The 19,600-nt window shown below is 32.3% G+C and carries 20 protein-coding genes and 1 pseudogene; 4 read left to right on the top strand and 17 right to left on the bottom strand.

Going from position 1 to position 19,600, the window contains the following annotated elements; all coding sequences use genetic code 11:
- Positions 1–183: 183 nt before the first annotated feature.
- Positions 184–737 (bottom strand): annotated as a pseudogene (locus BED47_RS02190) (histidine phosphatase family protein).
- A 202-nt stretch (positions 738–939) separates the two neighbouring features.
- On the opposite strand from BED47_RS02190, the gene BED47_RS02185 reads away from it, so the two are divergent.
- Positions 940–1,506 (top strand): hypothetical protein, encoded by a 567-nt coding sequence (locus BED47_RS02185; RefSeq protein WP_069032178.1) that lies wholly within the window; start codon positions 940–942, stop codon positions 1,504–1,506.
- A 123-nt stretch (positions 1,507–1,629) separates the two neighbouring features.
- Here the strand turns inward: BED47_RS02185 and BED47_RS02180 are convergent, their stop codons facing one another.
- Entirely contained in the window at positions 1,630–2,328 is a 699-nt protein-coding gene (locus BED47_RS02180) for a diphthine--ammonia ligase (RefSeq protein ID WP_175403432.1), read from the bottom strand.
- 255 nt (positions 2,329–2,583) lie between these two features.
- On the opposite strand from BED47_RS02180, the gene BED47_RS02175 reads away from it, so the two are divergent.
- On the top strand, positions 2,584–2,820 hold the full coding sequence (locus BED47_RS02175; RefSeq protein WP_069032177.1) for a hypothetical protein: 237 nt from the start codon (positions 2,584–2,586) through the stop codon (positions 2,818–2,820).
- 103 nt (positions 2,821–2,923) lie between these two features.
- Here BED47_RS02175 and BED47_RS02170 read toward each other — a convergent pair whose 3' ends face one another.
- The 11 genes from BED47_RS02170 to BED47_RS02120 form a co-directional block, all read right to left on the bottom strand.
- The gene (locus tag BED47_RS02170; protein WP_139116326.1) at positions 2,924–3,250 is read right to left on the bottom strand and encodes a hypothetical protein; all 327 of its coding nucleotides are present in this window, start codon (positions 3,248–3,250) and stop codon (positions 2,924–2,926) included.
- A gap of 185 nt (positions 3,251–3,435) precedes the next feature.
- On the bottom strand, positions 3,436–3,909 hold the full coding sequence (locus tag BED47_RS02165; RefSeq protein WP_069032175.1) for an NUDIX hydrolase: 474 nt from the start codon (positions 3,907–3,909) through the stop codon (positions 3,436–3,438).
- 133 nt (positions 3,910–4,042) lie between these two features.
- Entirely contained in the window at positions 4,043–4,858 is an 816-nt protein-coding gene (locus tag BED47_RS02160) for a formate/nitrite transporter family protein (protein WP_069032174.1), read from the bottom strand.
- Positions 4,859–4,874: 16 nt separating this feature from the next.
- Entirely contained in the window at positions 4,875–5,591 is a 717-nt protein-coding gene (locus BED47_RS02155; RefSeq protein WP_069032173.1) for a sirohydrochlorin chelatase, read from the bottom strand.
- A gap of 4 nt (positions 5,592–5,595) precedes the next feature.
- Positions 5,596–7,020: a uroporphyrinogen-III C-methyltransferase gene (cobA, locus tag BED47_RS02150; protein WP_069032172.1), complete on the bottom strand. Its 1,425-nt coding sequence runs from the start codon at positions 7,018–7,020 to the stop codon at positions 5,596–5,598.
- Between the two features lie 3 nt (positions 7,021–7,023).
- Complete coding sequence (locus BED47_RS02145; RefSeq protein WP_069032171.1) at positions 7,024–7,341, bottom strand: nitrite reductase (NAD(P)H) small subunit; 318 nt, start codon at positions 7,339–7,341, stop codon at positions 7,024–7,026.
- Positions 7,342–7,367: 26 nt separating this feature from the next.
- On the bottom strand, positions 7,368–9,767 hold the full coding sequence (gene nirB, locus BED47_RS02140) for a nitrite reductase large subunit NirB (RefSeq protein ID WP_069032170.1): 2,400 nt from the start codon (positions 9,765–9,767) through the stop codon (positions 7,368–7,370).
- A 221-nt stretch (positions 9,768–9,988) separates the two neighbouring features.
- Complete coding sequence (locus BED47_RS02135; RefSeq protein ID WP_069032169.1) at positions 9,989–10,378, bottom strand: iron chaperone; 390 nt, start codon at positions 10,376–10,378, stop codon at positions 9,989–9,991.
- A gap of 18 nt (positions 10,379–10,396) precedes the next feature.
- Positions 10,397–11,635, bottom strand: a complete 1,239-nt coding sequence (locus BED47_RS02130) for an MFS transporter (protein ID WP_069032168.1) — start codon at positions 11,633–11,635, stop codon at positions 10,397–10,399.
- Between the two features lie 319 nt (positions 11,636–11,954).
- Positions 11,955–12,308 carry a hypothetical protein gene (locus BED47_RS02125; protein ID WP_139116325.1) on the bottom strand — a complete coding sequence of 118 codons (354 nt, stop codon included), beginning with the start codon at positions 12,306–12,308 and terminating at the stop codon, positions 11,955–11,957.
- A 9-nt stretch (positions 12,309–12,317) separates the two neighbouring features.
- Positions 12,318–12,857, bottom strand: a complete 540-nt coding sequence (locus BED47_RS02120; protein WP_069032166.1) for a hypothetical protein — start codon at positions 12,855–12,857, stop codon at positions 12,318–12,320.
- 308 nt (positions 12,858–13,165) lie between these two features.
- Here BED47_RS02120 and BED47_RS02115 point away from each other — a divergent pair, with 308 nt between their 5' ends.
- Positions 13,166–13,693 (top strand): response regulator transcription factor, encoded by a 528-nt coding sequence (locus BED47_RS02115; protein WP_254664523.1) that lies wholly within the window; start codon positions 13,166–13,168, stop codon positions 13,691–13,693.
- Positions 13,694–14,133: 440 nt separating this feature from the next.
- Here the strand turns inward: BED47_RS02115 and BED47_RS24295 are convergent, their stop codons facing one another.
- Entirely contained in the window at positions 14,134–14,811 is a 678-nt protein-coding gene (locus BED47_RS24295) for a response regulator transcription factor (RefSeq protein ID WP_069032164.1), read from the bottom strand.
- 230 nt (positions 14,812–15,041) lie between these two features.
- Here BED47_RS24295 and BED47_RS02105 point away from each other — a divergent pair, with 230 nt between their 5' ends.
- Positions 15,042–15,938, top strand: coding sequence for a LysR family transcriptional regulator (locus BED47_RS02105; RefSeq protein ID WP_069032163.1), 897 nt, complete (start codon positions 15,042–15,044; stop codon positions 15,936–15,938).
- A 57-nt stretch (positions 15,939–15,995) separates the two neighbouring features.
- Here BED47_RS02105 and BED47_RS02100 read toward each other — a convergent pair whose 3' ends face one another.
- The 3 genes from BED47_RS02100 to BED47_RS02090 form a co-directional block, all read right to left on the bottom strand.
- Positions 15,996–16,424: a protein-tyrosine phosphatase family protein gene (locus BED47_RS02100; RefSeq protein WP_069032162.1), complete on the bottom strand. Its 429-nt coding sequence runs from the start codon at positions 16,422–16,424 to the stop codon at positions 15,996–15,998.
- 24 nt (positions 16,425–16,448) lie between these two features.
- Entirely contained in the window at positions 16,449–17,204 is a 756-nt protein-coding gene (locus BED47_RS02095) for an MBL fold metallo-hydrolase (protein WP_069032161.1), read from the bottom strand.
- A gap of 841 nt (positions 17,205–18,045) precedes the next feature.
- Complete coding sequence (locus BED47_RS02090; RefSeq protein WP_069032160.1) at positions 18,046–19,596, bottom strand: acyl-CoA carboxylase subunit beta; 1,551 nt, start codon at positions 19,594–19,596, stop codon at positions 18,046–18,048.
- Positions 19,597–19,600: the final 4 nt, after the last annotated feature.

The following is a 19,600-nucleotide window of genomic DNA, read 5'->3' as shown; positions in this document are numbered from 1 at the left end:
CAAACTTAGAAATATTATACCACCTCTAATTATACGATTCGTTAACTTCCTGAAAAATAAAGCATCATCTACTTCTTTCACCGTATTCTAATAATGCATTTTTTAGTAGAATATCAGTATAAAACTCTAACTCTCCTTTTTACATTTAATACCTCTAATCAAACTATTAGAAGTGTATGTACATTAATTCCATATTCTTTTCACTTCAACTAAAGATTCACCTTCAAAGGTTAATTTATAAATATCCGGCATAGCAAGTTCATTCCAAAAATTAAAATCATATTTTTGATCAAAATAATTCATAATTAGCACCATCAAATTTCCATGTGTACCAATAACAATGTTTTTACCCGAATAATTTTTTAATAGATTGTTTATTGCTTCCAATCCTCTTTTTTGAGCCGTATAATTTGACTCTCCACCATTCAACGAACGCTTAAAGTCCATCCAAACTTCTCTTATTACTTTTTCAAAATCCAGGACAGGCTCTAGTGATAGGAGTCGCTCTTTAAAATTTTCTTCTATTATAATGTCTAAATTTAAGGATATGGCTATCTCTTCAACTGTTTGAATTGCACGTTTATATGGACTTGAAATAACGTAGTCAATCTTTTCATTTAATAGTAGTTTAGTAACAATATTTGCATCAGTAAAACCTTTTTTAGATAATGGTGGCCCATTTCATCAGGAGTATAAGTTGAATGAGCATGTCTTACTAAGTATAAGTTCGTTATCATTTGACATCACTCCCTTTTCAACATTTTTTACCTATCTATGAAATTCGACATTTTTTTAGCATTTCCTTGTACTGTCTTCGGTCATTAATAATACTTCAAATACAATGGTATTATCTATGGCTTCAAACATTTTTAAAAGTATAGTTTTGAGTAATTCAACTTAAACTAAAGTAAAAAATTACACAAGGTCCGGTGTGAATAAATGAATAAAATATGTATTACTACCATTTTGAGCACATTCATTTTTTTTAGTTCTTCGCATTTAGCGCTAGCAGAAAAGTTAAATGAAGTTTCTGCAACACTTACAGTCCAAGTAAGCCCAGCAGCAGACCCCTCAGGAGAATCTGGTCAACCGATTAAAGGCGCTAGGATTATTGTAATCAATTCATTAGGTAAAGTTTTAGGTACTGAATTAACTGATTCAAAAGGAATTGCAAAAATAAATGTAACAGTGATGAAGGATCCTCGTTTTTCTAAGAAGCAAATGGGAGAGGTTACTGTTATCGCTGTAGCAAACGGATATAATGAACAGATTGACTTTAGTGTACCAATCAATGAATTCAATGACCATATGGCTAAAGATTCGGTATCACTGTTGATTGTGGATCCAAAAAGGAGAAATGAACCACAATTTACTAATGGTTCATATCATCGGTTAACCGTATTTGAAATGTTAGATGATTATGCAAAGCAAATCGGCTTATCGAAACAAAATATTACAATGGATGCAGGAGTAGAGCCGCCTTGGGGACCTAATTTGAAAAAATAGTAAAGATAAATATACTTAAGTTTATCAACTTGCTATTTAAACCTTTCAAATATAAAAAATAGACTGTTTCAATTTAACAGTCTATTTTTTTATAATTTCCATTCAATTACTTAAAACGAAACTTCATACTAGAACTAAATCTGTATAACAAAATCTTGTTTCTCCTGAATAAACATCAGCAGTTAGCTTCTTTTCTCCAATGTTAAAATGAATAGGATTATTAAAAATAGGTCCATCAAATACAAATGAATGGTATTCTCCATTTTCACCACAAGGATCAACTTCTTTTGGAAGATCGTTGATTAAATGATAATCTATTTCTTTACCAGAAAATTCTTCTGATAATCTCGTTAAATCAACACATGTAATAATCGTTTTATAACCTAAAGAAATAAAGCGTTCGATCACATTTGTCGTAGCTTCACCCCATAAAGGAAAAATTGGCTTAATTCCTATTGGTTTAAGCATATCCTCTCGATACTTTCGTACGTCTTCAAGAAATAAATCACCAAATGCAATATATTCAATCCCTTGTTCCTTTAGCTCTAAATTAACCTTAGTCATTATTTCTTGATATTTTTGATTAGAACAATTTTCTGGAATCCAAATTTTCTTTAATGGAAGACCGATTGAATCTGCTTGTGCCTCCAATAATTCAACCCTCACTCCATGAATGCTCGTCCGATTAAATCCTTCGGTTACTGATGCGATTAGTACGACTACTTCAAATTCATCAGAATGCAAAAGATCATGCAATGCCAAAGTTGAATCTTTACCGCTAAAAGATACTGCTACTTTTTTCTTATTAATTGCGATTACCACCCTTATATTAAACTTTTAGGTTCCATCATCTTCCATAAAAAATTATAGCATTTTTTCAATTAATTAATATTCATTTAAATAACATAAAGCCGGTAATATGTCTCATTTTCAAAAATAGATAATAAATTTTTATAAAAAGGCTAATAAATAACGAAGAATGATTCACCGAAAAATAAAATTGACATACAACCATAAGGTGTTATAATTTAAATAACACCTTATGGTTGTATAAATTATTTATAGGAGGCAACAAGAATGGACAAGCAAGGTCAAGAAATGTTTTTAAATTTCATTTTACAAAGAGTTCAAGAGGGTAAGGAAGATGAAGCAAGGGAAATTCTTTTAGAAAACTTCAGAAAACAAGATGAAGGTACTTTTTCATTAGAAGAAGTTCAACAATTTGTTCCTAAGATGATTACTTTATTAAAGCCTGATAAACTTGAAGAAGTTAAAGCAGTTGTAATGCAATTCGCTGGAAACTTTGGTAAATAAAAAGAAAAAACTCTGTCAATCAGAGTTTTTTCTTTTATTTCACTATTTATTTAAACTTCCCACCAAATGACTACTTTAGCAGTTTCATCTTCAATCAATACTTCTACTTCTCTAGATGTCTTTCAAAAATAAAAAATGAATATAGTCGATACAATATTGCGATCAGCGCTAAAACTGATAAATAGATCATAGAATTATAATCAATAAAAAATGAAGCGATAAAAACCGCAAATGCTAGTAATGTTAAAAAGTTCCCAGAAAAACCATTAATTGGTTGATTGTTTAGAAAAAGTGTTTTGGCACCTTTTAAATCTTTTGCATAACAATCCTCATGATAAGGAACGACTTGAAAAAACATCGTAGCAGTAACGAGATCTCCCCTGATCCTAATTTCCTTTAAACACCGATCGCAATGCACTGTTTTAGCCAAATTAGTCACCCCATAAACTCTAATTCTACTTTATTTTATTTATTCTATTTTTTCCAATAAATTCCTAGTAAACTATGAACATTTCTTCAAAATAAAAAATAAGAACTTTCCTCGACCTATTTTATTTCTTTTACCGAAAATAATTTGAATTCGCTCTTCTTGTTTTACTTGCTATTTGACGTTGGTCATTCGTACCCCAATTCAGGGTAAAATTTTGTTAAAAATTCATTTAAAATAACCTTGTGACTTTTCACAATATTATTTGGTAGTTCATTTGGATAAAAGAACTCAAATTTAATAGATTCCGAATCATTAACACTTAATATTCCTTTATAATCTTCTGTATAATAAGCAACAGTAACTACGAAAAATTCATCTCCGTTTTCAGCTTTAACGAAGTTTTGTGGTCCTGAATAAACATTTATTAAATTCAAATGATCCACAATTAGTCCCGTCTCTTCAAAAACTTCTCTCTTGGCAACATCTTCAGTTGATTCCCCTAACTCCATCAGTCCACCTGGTATTCCCCAATATCCATTTGGAAATTTTCGAAGTTGTAATAATAATCTACCGGATTGGTCAATGATGATTGAAACTGCGCCTACAAATATTAAAGGTCTATGTCCAACAATACTCCTTAACTCTTCTATATATCCCATTTTTACGCCCCCTTATTATTACTATATTTTACCAGAAGGAATGATCAAAGTTCCTAAAAAAAGAAACAACCTATTTAGATTTATAATCCAAGATTGTTTCTTTTAGTTTTATGTTGTTTTAGAGTAGATTTAATTAAGATGCAACTTTATTATCATTTATTTTATCATTTGAAACTTTTTTATTTATTGCACCAGAACTTGAAACCCAGTAAGCTGCTCCAACAAATAAACTGCCGCCAATAATATTTCCAAGTGTAACCGGAACTAGATTCGAAACCATTCCGGCTAGTGTTACTGTTTCTGGATGTTTAATAAGTAATGAGATTGATAATAAGGTCATGTTTGCAATACTATGTTCAAACCCTGAAGTAATAAATGCAAACAGGCACCAAAATACCATGATTAATTTTCCTGTTTCAGATTTCATTTTGAATGAACACCACAGCGCTAAACAAACAAGTATATTACAAAGAATTCCACGTACTAGTAATTCCATAAATGGTGCATTCATTTTTGCTGAGGCTGCATTATTAATAAAATCTGACACACCACCATTAGCTAGCCCTGAGTAAGCAAATAATAATGCCACTAATACCGAGCCAAATAAATTTCCTAAATAACTATATCCCCATACTTTCGTAGTATCAATCCAATTAACCTTTTTTTCTAACATACCTATAGACATAATCATATTATTTCCAGTAAATAAATCCGCTCCTGCCATAATGACTAAACTTAAAGCAATCCCAAATGAAACACCCATAATAATTTTCGTACCAGCAAAACCAGTTGGTGCGAGTAATCCACCAATCGTAAAGATTAAAATAATACCTAATCCTACAAAAAATCCTGCCATCATTGTAGGAACCATATATCTTGATTTACTTTCTTTGATTTGGTTTGTCTTCGCGATGGCTATATTCCCAATTGAATTAATAACTTCTTTCATATTGATCACCCGATATTTAGATTTTAAGCTTCTCTTCAATTCGCTCGATCAGTGCTTGGCTCATCAATTCATCGAACTGTAAATTCTCACATAGATAAAATTTTTCATTTACATTGGAAATTCGTTTCTTAATTTTTTCAAGAAGTAATCCTGTAAATAATAAATATGGCATTACAAAAATACGTTTAAATTCTTTACTCATATTTTTAATGGTATCTTCTAATTTTGGATTACCCGCGGTTAAAAAAGCTACGCGAACAGGGACATTAATTCGCGACTCAACAGCATTTCCAATTTGTTGAAGCATTTCGATTGGCTCTTTGTCGCTACTTCCACGACCTACTAATATGATTGCAGCGTTACTAGTTCCACATGCAGCTTGTACACGCTTTTGAACAAGCTGAATCATTTTTTCATGAATACCAAATGGCTCAGTTATCGTAATATTTACATGTGAAAATCGTTTTAAAATACGATTTATTTCGACTGGAATATCGCGTTTATAATGTCCAGCTGCAAATAATAATACTGGTACAACTACTATATTTCTCGCACCTTCTACGATCATTTTTTCCAAAGTTTGTTGAATAGTTGGCTCAACTAGTTCTAAAAATGCATATTCTTGTTTTTGAACAGGAATCTCTTTGATTACAGATTGAATATAGTGTATAAATTGTTGATTACCTTCTTGCCTTCGACTTCCGTGTCCAATATAGACAACAGCATCAAACATAATCTCACTTCCAATCACCTAGCATTAATTCCTTTTGTAATTCTTCGTCAACTTTAGTAAACCCGCATTTAATTGCATATTCTTTAACTGATTCACCAATATATGCAAATGGTAAATCCATTAAATGACTTACCTTAGTATTCTTTAATTCTTTTATAAACCAATCAACAGATGAACGATTTGGAAAAATAATTGATTCCCATTTTGTTTCTTCAATCATTCTTTGATTGATTACATCAAATCTAGAATCTGCAATAGTTTCATGTGTAGCCAGAAATTTTGACTTTGTTGGTAATTGTGTCTCTTTGTCTACCGAACCAATAAAAATTGCATCGTTTTCATGACGGCTAACTTTTTCTGCCAATATTCCATATTTATCAAGCTCTTTGCTCGTTTTCGGTGATATATACTTAATTCGATTAGGCAGTTTACGAATATCAATCTTTGATTTAAACATATTTGTAAAAAATAATTGCACACTTTCTGGTGAACAAAAAACGATTTTTTCATGACTTAGTGCTTCAACTAACTGATCCTGTTGTATAGGAAGATGAACTGATTTAAGAGTAGGAAAAGCGTAAACCTCAGCACCGTTTTCTGATAAATAAGTTTCTAATCCATTCTTCTCTACTGATGCAGTTCCTTTAGCCAATAAAATTTTTCTACTAAAATATTTTTTCTTTTCAAACCAAGAAATAGTTGAGCGTAATTTGACAACATCTCCAATAACTGTCATTGCAGGATTTGTCATTTCTTCTTCCTCAATAACAGATACAATTGTTTCGATCGTTCCCTCAACAACTTTTTGTTTTCCAATTGTTCCCCACTGAATTACGGCCACTGGTGTATCCTTTGATTTACCAATCTTTATTAGGTGCTTACATATTTTAGGTAGATTACTTACCCCCATATAGTAAGCAAGTGTATCCCCTAATTGGTCAGAACAATTCGATTCAATAAGATTTTCATTCTCCATACATTTATGGCCTGTTCTTAAAGTAAAACTTGTACTATATTCTCTATGTGTAACTGGGATCCCAGCATATGCTGCTGCAGCAATGCTAGATGTAATCCCCGGAATAATTTCAAATGGTATATTATGCTTTGAAGCTTCCTCTGCTTCTTCACCTACTCGACCGAAAACGGATGGGTCTCCTCCCTTTAATCTAACAACATATTTCCCGTCTTGGGCGAAAGTAACTAATGTCTGATTAATCATTTCTTGACGCATTGTATGTCTGTCAGGAAGTTTCCCACAGTAAATAAATTCACAATTTTTATTCGCTTCACGAAGTAATCTTGGATTAGCAAGTCGATCATATAAAATGACTTCAGCTTCTCGAATACATTTCATTCCTTTTTCTGTAATTAAGCCTAAATCCCCAGGCCCTGCACCTACAAATGAAATAAATCCAGATTTTTTAGTCATACGTTACACCGTAATATAAACAGAACCGTCAATTACTTCGGTTTTATATGTTTTTACAATGCCATCATCTGGTTTTTGAACTTCACCCGTTATTAATGAAATTTTCCAATCACGTAGAGGACAAAAAACATATTCACCTGAAACAATCCCTTCAGCAAGTGGTCCATTTGTCCCCGGACATTTACTTTCAACTGAACGAACATCTTCATTTGATAAACGGAATAATGCGATTGATTCCCCTTTAATTACTACTTCCTTTCCAATTTGTATAGGTAATGAGGCAAGATCAATAATCTTAATTTTCTCTGGTGAATTGGTCATTTTGATTGCTCCTCTCAAATTTGAAATTATTTTCTAATAACCTCATATAGGTCTAATTGATTCTTAAGCGCTTGGCTCCATGCTTCTTCATAAGTAGATTTTGCTTGATTAAACTTCTCTACTAAAGCATTTTCTAATTCTTTGTTTAACAATACTTCTTTAATTACTTCAACTCCTGTTCGCTCTACCCAAGGAGCAGTACGTTCCCCGTAAATACCCGTTTCGCGATAGTATTGAACATAAGCTTTTGCCATGTGAACTACTTCTTCTTCTGTTGTTACAGTTGTTAAAAGATCACATTCTCGAACCGCTGTCCCACCATTCCCACCAAAATATAGCTGGAATCCATTTTCGACACATATTACCCCAAAGTCTTTAGTTAGCACTTCAGCGCAATTTCGAGGACATCCTGTAACACCCATTTTCATCTTGTGAGGGGTGTCAACCATTTCAATCGCTTTTTCTAATTCGATTCCTAAGCCTAGTGAATCTTGTGTTCCAAATCGACAAAATCGATTTCCGACGCAAGACTTAACATTTCTAAGTGATTTTGAATAAGCATAACCTGAACGCATCCCTAATTCTTTCCATATTTTAGGTACGTCTTCTTTTTTAACACCATATAAACCAACACGGCTCGCACCGGTAACTTTTACTAAAGGTACATTGAATTTATTTGCTACTTCACCAAGTTTAATTAATTCATCACCAGTCGTAACTCCTCCATACATTCGCGGTACGATTGAGAATGAGCCATCATTTTGGATATTTCCTTCCATTCGTTCATTAACGAAGCGTGATGATTTATCATCTTGATAATCATTGGGATACATCATTCTTAAATAATAGTTTAGAGCTGGACGGCATTTTGAACAACCTTCTTCATTTTCAAATCCTAATACAATTCGAACCTCTCTAGGAGTTTGTAATCCTTTTTCTTCTATTTCATTTATCACTTCATCACGAGATAATGCGGTACATCCACACATACCAGGCTTTGCAGCATTGGGATCAAATGTATCACCTAATGTAGCCGCTAAAATACTTTCAACCATTCCTTTGCATTTTCCACATGATGCGCCTGCTTTTGTGCAATTTTTCACATGTTCAAACGTTGTAAGCTCTTGTTCTAAAATTGATTGAACAATTGTGCCTTTCGTAACACCATTACATCCACAAACTGTATCATTAGCACTCATACTAAGAACAAAAGCTTCACCAGCGTCCTCTCCTGATTTATGGAGAATAGAAGCACTAGTATATTCCTTTATATTTGTTTCATTTTTTAACATGTTGAATAATCGATTTCCATCTGATGCATCACCATATAAAACTATTCCAACAACTTTTTCATCTTTCACAATTACTTTTTTGTATAGTCCAGCAAATTGGTCATTTACAATGATTGCTTGCATATCTTCTCCTTCATGGATTAATCCACCAGAGAATAAATCACAGCCAGATACTTTTAATTGAGTTGATAAAATGCTTCCTTTATATCCTTTCGTGGAATTACCCGTTATATGTTCTGCTAGCACGATCCCTTGTTCATATAGCGGTGCTACTAAACCATAAGTAGTTCCGTTATGTTCGGCACATTCACCTACAGCATAAATTGATGGTTCTGATGTTTGCATTATATCGTTTACAATGATTGCACGGTTTGCGTCGATTCCTGCTTCTTTTGCTAAAGAAATATTTGGTCTAATTCCTACAGCCATTACGACTAAATCACATTCTAATGAAGTTCCATCCGAAAAACTGATTCCTTCAACACGATTCGTTCCATTTATTGAAATCGTTTGTTTCTCCATTAAGAAATTCATACCCTGTGCTTCTAAATCTTTTTTTAACATTTTCGCAGCAGTTGCATCTAATTGTTGTTCCATTAATGTAGGCAATAGATGTACAACATGAACTTCCATTCCTCGGTCAATTAAACCTCTTGCTGCCTCTAAACCTAGTAGGCCTCCCCCAATTACAACAGCTTTTTTATATTTTTTTGCATAATCTATCATTAATTCAGTATCTTGAATTGTCCGGAAATCGATTACACCTTGTAGATTATTTCCTGGGATAGGAAGTATAAAGGCACTAGATCCAGTAGCTAAAATAAGCTCATCATATAAAAGCATTTTTCCTTTTTCAGTTTCAACTATTTTTTCTGCAGGGGATATTTTTGTAACTTTTTCGTTTGTAAGTAATGTAATTTGATTCTCTATATACCAATTCCAATCATTAATATTAATTTCATCAAAGGTTGTTTTACCTTGTAATACGTTCGATAACATGATCCTGTTATAGTTTGGATAAGGTTCATCCCCAATTATTGTGATTTCAAATAAACTTTTATTTCTTTTTAGTATTTCTTCTATACAACGAACTCCTGCCATTCCATTACCAATCATCAATAATTTTCTTTTCATCTCTTCTGTCCCCCAAATACAAGTTGTGAACTTTTTCACATGTTTTGCTAAAAAAATCAACTTCATCATTCATTACTTGTTTTTTCCTCTAAATACAAGTTTAGTATAACGTATAAAGTATTTTATTATTGGAAAATATTTGACAATATTTCGAACAAAGCGATCAGTCCTTTTTACTAAAAAAACCTCCAAAACTAAAATTAGCTCCAGAGGTTTTGATCTTATTTTTTCTTTTTTAATTTTTCTTCCGCTTTTTTAATATCCTCAAGTTCCCTATACTTTACAATCTTTTTTATCAAATCAAATGGAAGTGGGTCGTTTATTGGAAATTGCACAGATCCTTTAGCACCTTTATAAACGGATAATTCTTGTTTAAATGCTGCAATTCCACTTGCGCCCGGGTAAAATCCAATATGATTTTTAAATGCAGCAAAATGTACTAAATTTTTATTTAGCGCAAAAGTAGGCATTTGATAACTAATTCTCTCTACAGCATTTGGTACAACTTCTTTTACAGTCTTTCTTAAAGATTGTAATTTTTCTTGAACTTCAGGCTGAAATTGTGAAATATATTCATCAATCGTTTCAAATGTTTTTTTAGTATTTTCCATAAATCCTCCTTTAACAAATTATCCTACTTTTTCTGTTTTATCTCCAGAAAGTGAATTAATTCTTCTAAGTGAAGGGAATAAATACATCCAAAGTCCAGCAACTAATATCGTTCCAAGTCCACCTACAAATGCAGCTGGTACGGCACCCATTAATCCAGCCATTGTTCCAGATTCAAATTCCCCAAGCTGATTCGAAGTTCCAATAAATAAAGAATTTACAGCATTTACTCTGCCTCTCATATCATCCGGTGTCTGTAACTGAACGAGTGAAGAACGTATTACTACGCTGACTACATCTGAAGCTCCAATTATAAATAATGCAATTAATGAGATGACTAAGTTTGTTGAAATTGCAAATAGCATTGTTGCTAACCCAAAAATACCTAACGCTGCAAATAATATCGGCCCAAAAGATTTTTTAAGTGGGAAATAAGCTAAAATTAGAGACATTATTAATGCTCCAACAGCTGGTGCAGTACGCATCAGACCTAAGCCCCAAGCGCCTGTATGTAAAATATCTTGGGCATAAATTGGTAAAAGTGCTGTAGCTCCACCAAGTAAAACGGCAAACAAATCAAGTGATATAGTTCCTAAAATAATTGGGTGTTTATAGACAAATTCTAACCCCATAAGCATTGTACGTAAAGTTACCGGCTCTGCTTTACGAATAAATTCACTATCTAATTTTATAAAAATTGTTAAGATTGATGAAAGTAATAAAGCAATTGCTGAGGTTGCATATACGTATGCTGGTCCTAGTGAAAATAATACACCACCAAGTGATGGTCCAAGTATTTGTGCTGTTTGACCTGCAGATGTACTCCAAGAAATAGCTTGTTGTAAAATAGATTTTGGCACAACTTGAGGTAATAACGCCGAAGAAGCAGGTCCTTCAAATGATCGACATGCACCGAGTATAAAAGCTGCAATTAATATTTCCTCCCTGCTAAGCCAGTTAGCAAAATTACCATATAAAAGAAGTCCTGCTATTAAAGCTTCTACCATTTGGCATATGAAAACAATTTTCCGACGATCGACTCTGTCAGCAACTTGACCAACTACTAAAGTAAGTAAGACCATTGGAATAAATTGTGCTAAACCTACTAGACCTAGACTAAACGCGTCATGTGTCAAATCATACATTTGCCATCCAATTGCTACCGATAGCATCTGAAATGAAGTCGAAGTAAACATTCGTGAGACCCAGAAATTTGTAAATGAAGTCCCTTTAAATATAGATTTTTTTGATGCAGACAAATTAAAACTCTCCCCTTTTTAACTCTAACAAATAGAAAAATGAATATTTATACTATTAATGAAATTTAAATACAAATCATTATACTATTTTTACTCTGAATTTGTGGATTAATTCAACTTACATTAATTGATTTTTAATAATTGGAGAGCGCAATTCTATTCACACTTTAACCATTTATGAATGGGATATTTACATTCTTTTTTACGTTTTTACTTACTTAGAAGCCCCCCCTTGAACTATGGGTTACTATACTTTATTTCAACACGTTGAAAAACACTTCTCCAAATAAAGAAGTGTTTTTTCGGATTGTATTCTAGTTTAATGAACTGCAGTTGAAGTTAAAACAAATCCTTCATATCCATTTGTAGCTATTTCATCGCATTTTTTGCGATATGCCCCAACACCTCCAAGGTAAATTTGAAATCCTCGTGGTTTTCCTTTAATATTTGCCCCTGTGTACCATGAATCTGTTTTTGTGAATAGTGTTGCCTCTGCAACTTCCCTGCAATGTCGGCTCCAGTCATTTTCTGCATCAACATTAGCTTCAATCATATCAACATCATTTGTACGTAAGAACTGGATACAATCTGCAATCCATTCTACGTGTTGCTCGATTGAAACAGGCATGTTGCTTAGTACTGAAGGACTTTCTGGCCCAGTAATCATAAACATATTAGGGAATCAAGCATTAGCAATTCCAAGATATGTTCTTGTTTGTGCTCCTCCGTCCCATTTTTCTTTCAAACTAATTCCATCTTTTCCTTTAATATCAATCTTCATTAATGGTCCAGTCATACCATCATACCCAGTTGCAAATATAATCACATCTAATTCATATTCATTGTTTTTAGTTTTCAACCCATTAGGTGTAATTGATTCAATTGAATCGTTTTTAACATCAACTAAAGATACGTTTTCACGGTTATATGTTTCGTAGTAATTCGTATCTATAATTGGACGTTTTGTACCATAGTAATAGTATGGCATTAATTTTTGGGCAACTTCAGAATCATGTACAATTTTACTAATTTTTGATCTGATGAATTCAGCAACTGTTTCATTTGCTCTTTCATCAATTGTAAGATCAGTGAAGGCCCCAAAAAGTCCGAGTCCACCATTTTTCCAACTATCTTCATAAATTTTGTTTCTTTCAATTGGATTGACATCTAAAGCAGATTGGGTTGGTGGAACAACCGGTTGGCCCCCGATTGATTCTCTCATCTGTTTTTTAATCTCTTTAAAGTTTGCTTTCGTTTTTCGTATATACTCCGGGTCATACGGATGGTTTCTTGCTGGTGCACTATATTGAGGTGTACGCTGGAATACAGTCAGATGACCCGCCTGTTCTGCAATAACTGGTATAGCTTGTACACCGCTCGAACCAGTTCCAATAATTCCAACACGTTTCCCTTTAAAATCAACTTCCTTATTTCTTGGCCAGTGACCAGTATGGTACCATTCCCCTTCCCGTTCGAAATGCTTATTTATTTCGATATTCTCCTTTTGGATTTTTAGGCGAAGGCATTATTTTGATTACGAATGATGGATTAACACATATACGAGAGATCAGAGATGATATTCGTTCGCTCCCAATCATCTTTACAGCAATTTGTGAGCGAAAAGCAAAGTTCTGTTCAGGCATTGAATACTTAAAACAAACGAGTAGTAAATATATCTTCCCTTCTAGTGTTAACTCTATGATCGCTGTACCAATCTGCTTCGGTTCAGTAGTTGTTGGTTATATTTGTTCAACAGAATTTAAAGATCATCTTAAAATGGATGATAAACTCCTCTCTTCATTTACATATTACGGTAAGTTAATTGGAAAATTTTTAGAAAATACAACTGGGGCGTATGATTCAATCATTTTAAGCAAAAGAGAATTAGAGGTAATGAAACGAATTGCTTGGGGCGAAAGCACAAACGAGATGGCAGATTCCATGAATATTAGTGAACTTACAGTAAAACAATATGTAAAATCCGCTATAAAAAAACTCGGTGCAAACAATCGCTCTCATGCGGTTGGTGAATTAATTCGAAAAGGAATAATATCTTAAAAACTTTTTTGAATGTTCACTATAAAAAAAGTAAATTAACTTGGTGGGAAAATCGTTTTATCGTAAAGTGGATGGTAAAAGTGTTGGATAATTGGATGAGTAGTTACAAAGGTAATTAAGCTATACTAAATGGAGAATTACATTATTACTTGAGTATTTTTTTCAAAACAATGAGGTATATAAGATTTTTTTTTGAGTCGAAGCTAATGTTCGTACGAATTTTGGCATGTAAATTGTTTAATATTAGAATTATTGAATGTAACTGGCTATTTTATGTTTTTTAAGTAATCTTGGTTTGATGAATAGTTATATTGGAACGCAAAGATGCTCGTCTCCTATAGGAGCGAGCATCTTTAGTGGAAATCAACAATACAATACTTATCTTTTTTCAATTGGATAACACTAATCCTTTTAAGTAATAGATTAGTGTCATTTGTTAATTAGTCAAACGAAATCCAATTATTTTTGATTGCAGAAATCACAGCATTTAATCGATCAGATACCTGTAATTTTTGAATTATATTTGAAACATGATTTTTAACAGTTTTACTCGAAATAAATAATTCAGATCCTATTTGAATATTGGAAAATCCTTGAGCTAAAAGTTGTAAAATTTCAATTTCTCTTTTCGTCAAAAGATTATTCATCGCTTCATAATCTAGTTCTTTCTTTTTATTTCCATTCTCAAGCATTCGTTTATTTTCTTGAATGATTAAATTTGTTAATCGAGAATCTAAGAAGAATTGACCATTTTGAACTTGTCTTACAATATGAAGTAAATATTGTTCATCAATGTCAGTTAAGCAAATTCCATTTACCCCAATTTTCATCAAACTCTCAATTTCATTATAATCTATATTATTTTTAATGATTACTATATTAATGTTCTTATCAATTAACTTTAAAAGCTGAGATTTTTCTTCCATCTCTTCATTTTTCACATGACAAATAAAAAATGATTCATTTAAATCGTTTGTATTAATTTCATGGAAATCTATTTTTCTAGCATCTAGATTATGATGTACTAAAATTGTACAGATTCCAGATACGAAAAGAGTATTTTCAACAAAAATAAATGTTTTATTTTCGTGGTGATTAAACTCATTGTAAGTAAACATTTTTATTCCCAACTTTCAACAGTAACTAGATTCAATTACTGATATTTCATTGCTTAATCCTAATTATTCCTATAAAATTATATGGAATTAAGTAGTATTTTACATTGTTTACGACAGAAATTATATTTCATATATGTTAAGCTATTGTTAAGTAATACTTAACAATGTAAAGCACATAAATATATTAAACTATTGATAGGGAAAGTTAGTTTTTATATTAGGAGGTTAATATGAACTTTGAACAACTAGAATACGTTGTAAGTATCGCGAATGAAAAGTCGATTTCAAAAGCAGCGAAAAAATTGCATATTTCTCCTTCTGGGGTTAGTCAAGCCATTAGTCAACTTGAAAGAGAATTAGAAATAAATATATTTAATCGATCTAGAGGTGGAATTACCTTAACTATTGAGGGAGAGTTAGTATTATCTAGGTCAGTTGAAATTTTAAATAATTTAAAAGAATTAAAAGAACAGCTTTCGGATTTTAAGGAAACTAGAGTAAAACATATGAAAATTGCATGTGCACCAACTTTTACTTATACAATTCATGATGTTTTAAAAAAATACTCTGGAAATAACAATGGAGCGACTATTGAATTAATTGAACAAGGTACACCTCAGATTATTAACAATTTAACAAAAGAGGACTATGACCTAGCGTTAGTTGTATCTTCTAAAGCGGAATTAGAAAAGGAAAATAATATTAATTTCGAATTCTTAAGTAAAGGAAAAGTGTGCATTATAGTAGGCAAAAATTCTCCTTTATATGAATTAGATTATGTTACAGCTGAAGACTTACTTTATCAAAAGGTCGTAATGTATACTTTTTCGAATAAAAATTTTCTGCAATTAGCTAAAAAATTTAAAAATGAGATCGTTCTTAAATCAAACCGTACTATGACACTTATTGAAATTATTAAGGAAGGACGCGTATTTACTTTTGTGCATAATACAACTTTAAAATATTTTCCCGAAGTATTAAGTGGCGAATTAAAAATAATCCCAATTAAAGAAACAGATTATTTTTATCAAGACTTTTGGGTAATATCTCCAATTACGAAAGAAAATACAAGTGACAAAAATGAATTCATAAAGTGTGTAAAAGATCATTTAAATGGTATATTTTAATAAAAAACGCTAAATGATACAAACCAAAATTGTATAATTAGCGTTTTTTATATTTATTTAAGCATTAGGAAAAATCTTTTTTAAGGATTCCTTCATATTAGGATTCGATTTAATTGTTGGACGGATTGATCTAGCCATTTCTTCAGCTTCTTCAATTGTTTTAGCTTTGTTTAGTGCAATTAATGCTCCCATTGCCACTGTACCTGCACGTGTATTGCCACCACCACAATGGAAATACACTTTTTGATCATTTTGATAAGCTTCTACTACATGATCAATCGCTCTTTTAAGTGTTTCTGCTTGTTCTTCTTTGTCATCAACAATCGGACTATGTACACGGTTAATTTGAGGGTCAACCTCATATTTTTTTACTCTTAGATCAAAAACAATATTTGCATTTTCATTTTCCATCATGTCTTTTACGTCATCTGCCCCACCGAAAAAAACACGATTTTTTATTAATTCATGATAATTCTTGTTACTCATTTCTTTGCCTCCAAAAACGATTTTTTAAAATTTTAATCGAATGATTTCACTTAATCTTTCTTTTATATTCCTCTCAAAAAGTCCACCATGATAACAGATCACTTTTTCAATATCAAATGACAATAAAGCCTCAAGTGATTTTATCGATTGTTCAATATCATATGTGTATTGTGGGTTTGAAGGGTTTAATTGATCATTTTCAATTATTAGTGCATCACCTGCAACTAATGTTTTCGACTCCTTATGATAAAAGCTTATATGCCCTGGTGTATGTCCAGCAGTATCAATTACAGTAATACCACCACAAATTTCCAAATCATTTCCAGGGGTAACAATATGGTTAACTTTACCTTTTGGTGGGTTTTCTAATCTGTTTTTAAATGCTTTTCGAAAGTCATCTGTTGTATCCGCTGGTAAGGACGCTACAGCTTTTGCAATTTTTTCGGGTGTTATTTTAATAAGTAACTTTTCACCTTGAATATACGGTTTTTCTATTTCACTTGCATAGACTTCAATTTCGTTAGTAGACTCTTCTACAATCACAGAAAGACTTCCAATATGATCAATATCCTGATGAGTAATCAGTATTTTATTCAGTTTTTCAAAAGGTACACCAATAGTTTCAAAGCAATTTTGAAATTCTTTTAATTGTCCTGGATAACCTGTATCAATTAATACGACATCTTCTTCATCCCAAATTAGTGTTGGATGAATTGTATTTGTCATACCATTTGAATTCATCGTAATGCTTAACATTTGGATCTTACTTTTACCAAGCATAAAATCACTCCCGAACTATATTGTGTAATCATTTCTAAGTACTATCGTACCGTCTATAGTTCACTCAGTCAATAATAAAATATAATATTATAACATAAATATTTTTATTTATCAATAGATTAGTTGGTTTATTAAAATGTAATTTTTAACATTTTCTCACAAAAAAACTAGATATACTAATCTTATAGTATATCTAGTCACGCTGTTGAGAAACAAGCTTGTCAATTAAATTACTAAATTTTCGTAAAAGGAGTAGAGTGATGTTGATTTCCATTACAGGATGCTCGCTTTCCATGGGGCGGGATTCTTTAGCCTCCTCGGCAAGGCTGCGGGGTCTCAGCCTTCCCGCTAATCCCATAGGAGTCGAGCACCCCTCCATTCCAATCAACTTATTCACCAAAAAAAGTTTGCAATAAATCCTAATCAAATAGCCTTTACTTAGAGTAATCTAGAGTAACCTAACTGTTGTGTTGTAGGTCAACAAATATCGAACTTTAATTAAACTAATCAATTGAATTTGTTTTTCTAAAAATTAGTACATAATATTTTCAACTTCAGAAAAAAATCATTACTAGTGATTATTGGAATCATGAAATTGCTCAATATATTAACATTTAACTCCATTAATAAATCATCAAAAAATGATCATATCATCATAAATAAGTTCAATTTAATGTGCGATTTCCATATACACCATTTTATATTTCAACACTCTGACTAGATATACTAATCTTAAAGTATATCTAGTCATTCTGTTGAATTAAGGTCTTTTTACCTCGATCAAAATATTCTCAATATAGTCAATTTAGTAACGTTGTTTTCCATTACAATCCACTACATTTTAAAGCGGGATATTTCCATGTTTCTTTTTAGGTCGTGTTTCACTTTTTGTACTTAACATTTCTAAGGATTGTTTTAAGACTTTACGTGTTTCTCTTGGATCAATAACATCATCGACCATGCCATGAGAAGCTGCAACATATGGATTTGCAAACATTTCTCTGTATTCTGAAATTTTTTCAGCTCGAGTTGCAATTGGATCGATACTTTGATTAATTTCTTTTGCAAAGATAATATTTGCTGCTCCTTCTGGTCCCATTACGGCGATTTCTGCATTTGGCCAAGCGTATACTACATCTGCACCGATTGCTTTAGAGTTCATTGCTACGTATGCGCCACCATATGCTTTTCTTAAGATTACTGTAATTTTTGGAACTGTAGCTTCTGAATATGCATATAAAATTTTAGCTCCGTGACGAATAATTCCACCATGCTCCTGGTTTACACCTGGGAAGAAACCTGTTACATCTTCAAATGTAATTAAAGGAATATTAAATGAATCACAGAAACGGATAAATCTTGATAGTTTATCAGAAGAATTAATATCAAGTCCACCTGCCATTACTTTTGGCTGATTTGCTATGATTCCAACACTGTGACCATCAATTCGACCAAATCCAATAACAATGTTCTTCGCAAAGTTTGGTTGTACTTCCATGAAGTCTCCATTATCAAGAATTTGCTCAATTACTTTTCTTACATCGTAAACTTTCGTAGACTCGATTGGAACTAAGTCAATTAGATCTTCTCTCCAATCATCTTTTTCAAAGAATGGAACTCCTTCTGGTTTTTCATTATTATTTTGAGGTAAAAAGCTAATTAATCTGCGTACTTGTTCCAATATTTCTGGTTCTGATTCTTCGGTAAAATGAGCTACTCCGCTAATCGAAGAATGAACTTTTGCCCCACCAAGATTTTCCGTTGTAATTTTTTCTCCAGTAATTGTTTCAATTACTTTTGGACCTGTAATAAACATTTGGCTTGTCTTTTCAACCATAAAAACAAAATCAGTAATAGCTGGTGAATAGACTGCTCCACCTGCACATGGTCCCATTATGACTGATATTTGCGGAATAACGCCAGAGTAGATCGAATTTCGATAAAATACATGACCGTAACCGTCTAATGAAACTACTCCTTCTTGTATTCTAGCACCACCAGAATCGTTTAATCCTATAATCGGAGCACCTACTTTTGCAGCTAAGTCCATAGCTTTTGCAATTTTAATAGCATGCATTTCACCTAATGCTCCACCAAATACTGTAAAATCTTGTGCAAAAACATAGATTAAACGTCCATGGACTTTACCGTAACCTGTGACTACACCTTCACCTGGACTATCCATTTTATCCATTCCAAAATTAGTAGCGCGGTGTTTAATAAAAGGATTTAATTCGACAAAAGTATCTTCATCTAATAAAAGATTAATACGTTCTCTAGCAGTTAATTTCCCTCTATTATGCTGTGAATCTATTCGCTCGTCTCCACCGCCTAGTTCAATTACTCTCTTTCGGTCCATTAATTCATTAATTTTCTCATAAGCTGTCGTCATAACT

This window comes from Gottfriedia luciferensis (assembly GCF_001712755.1).
In the GTDB taxonomy this organism is placed as follows: domain Bacteria; phylum Bacillota; class Bacilli; order Bacillales; family Bacillaceae_G; genus Gottfriedia; species Gottfriedia luciferensis_B.
This window is presented reverse-complemented; position numbering and strand designations above follow the sequence as displayed.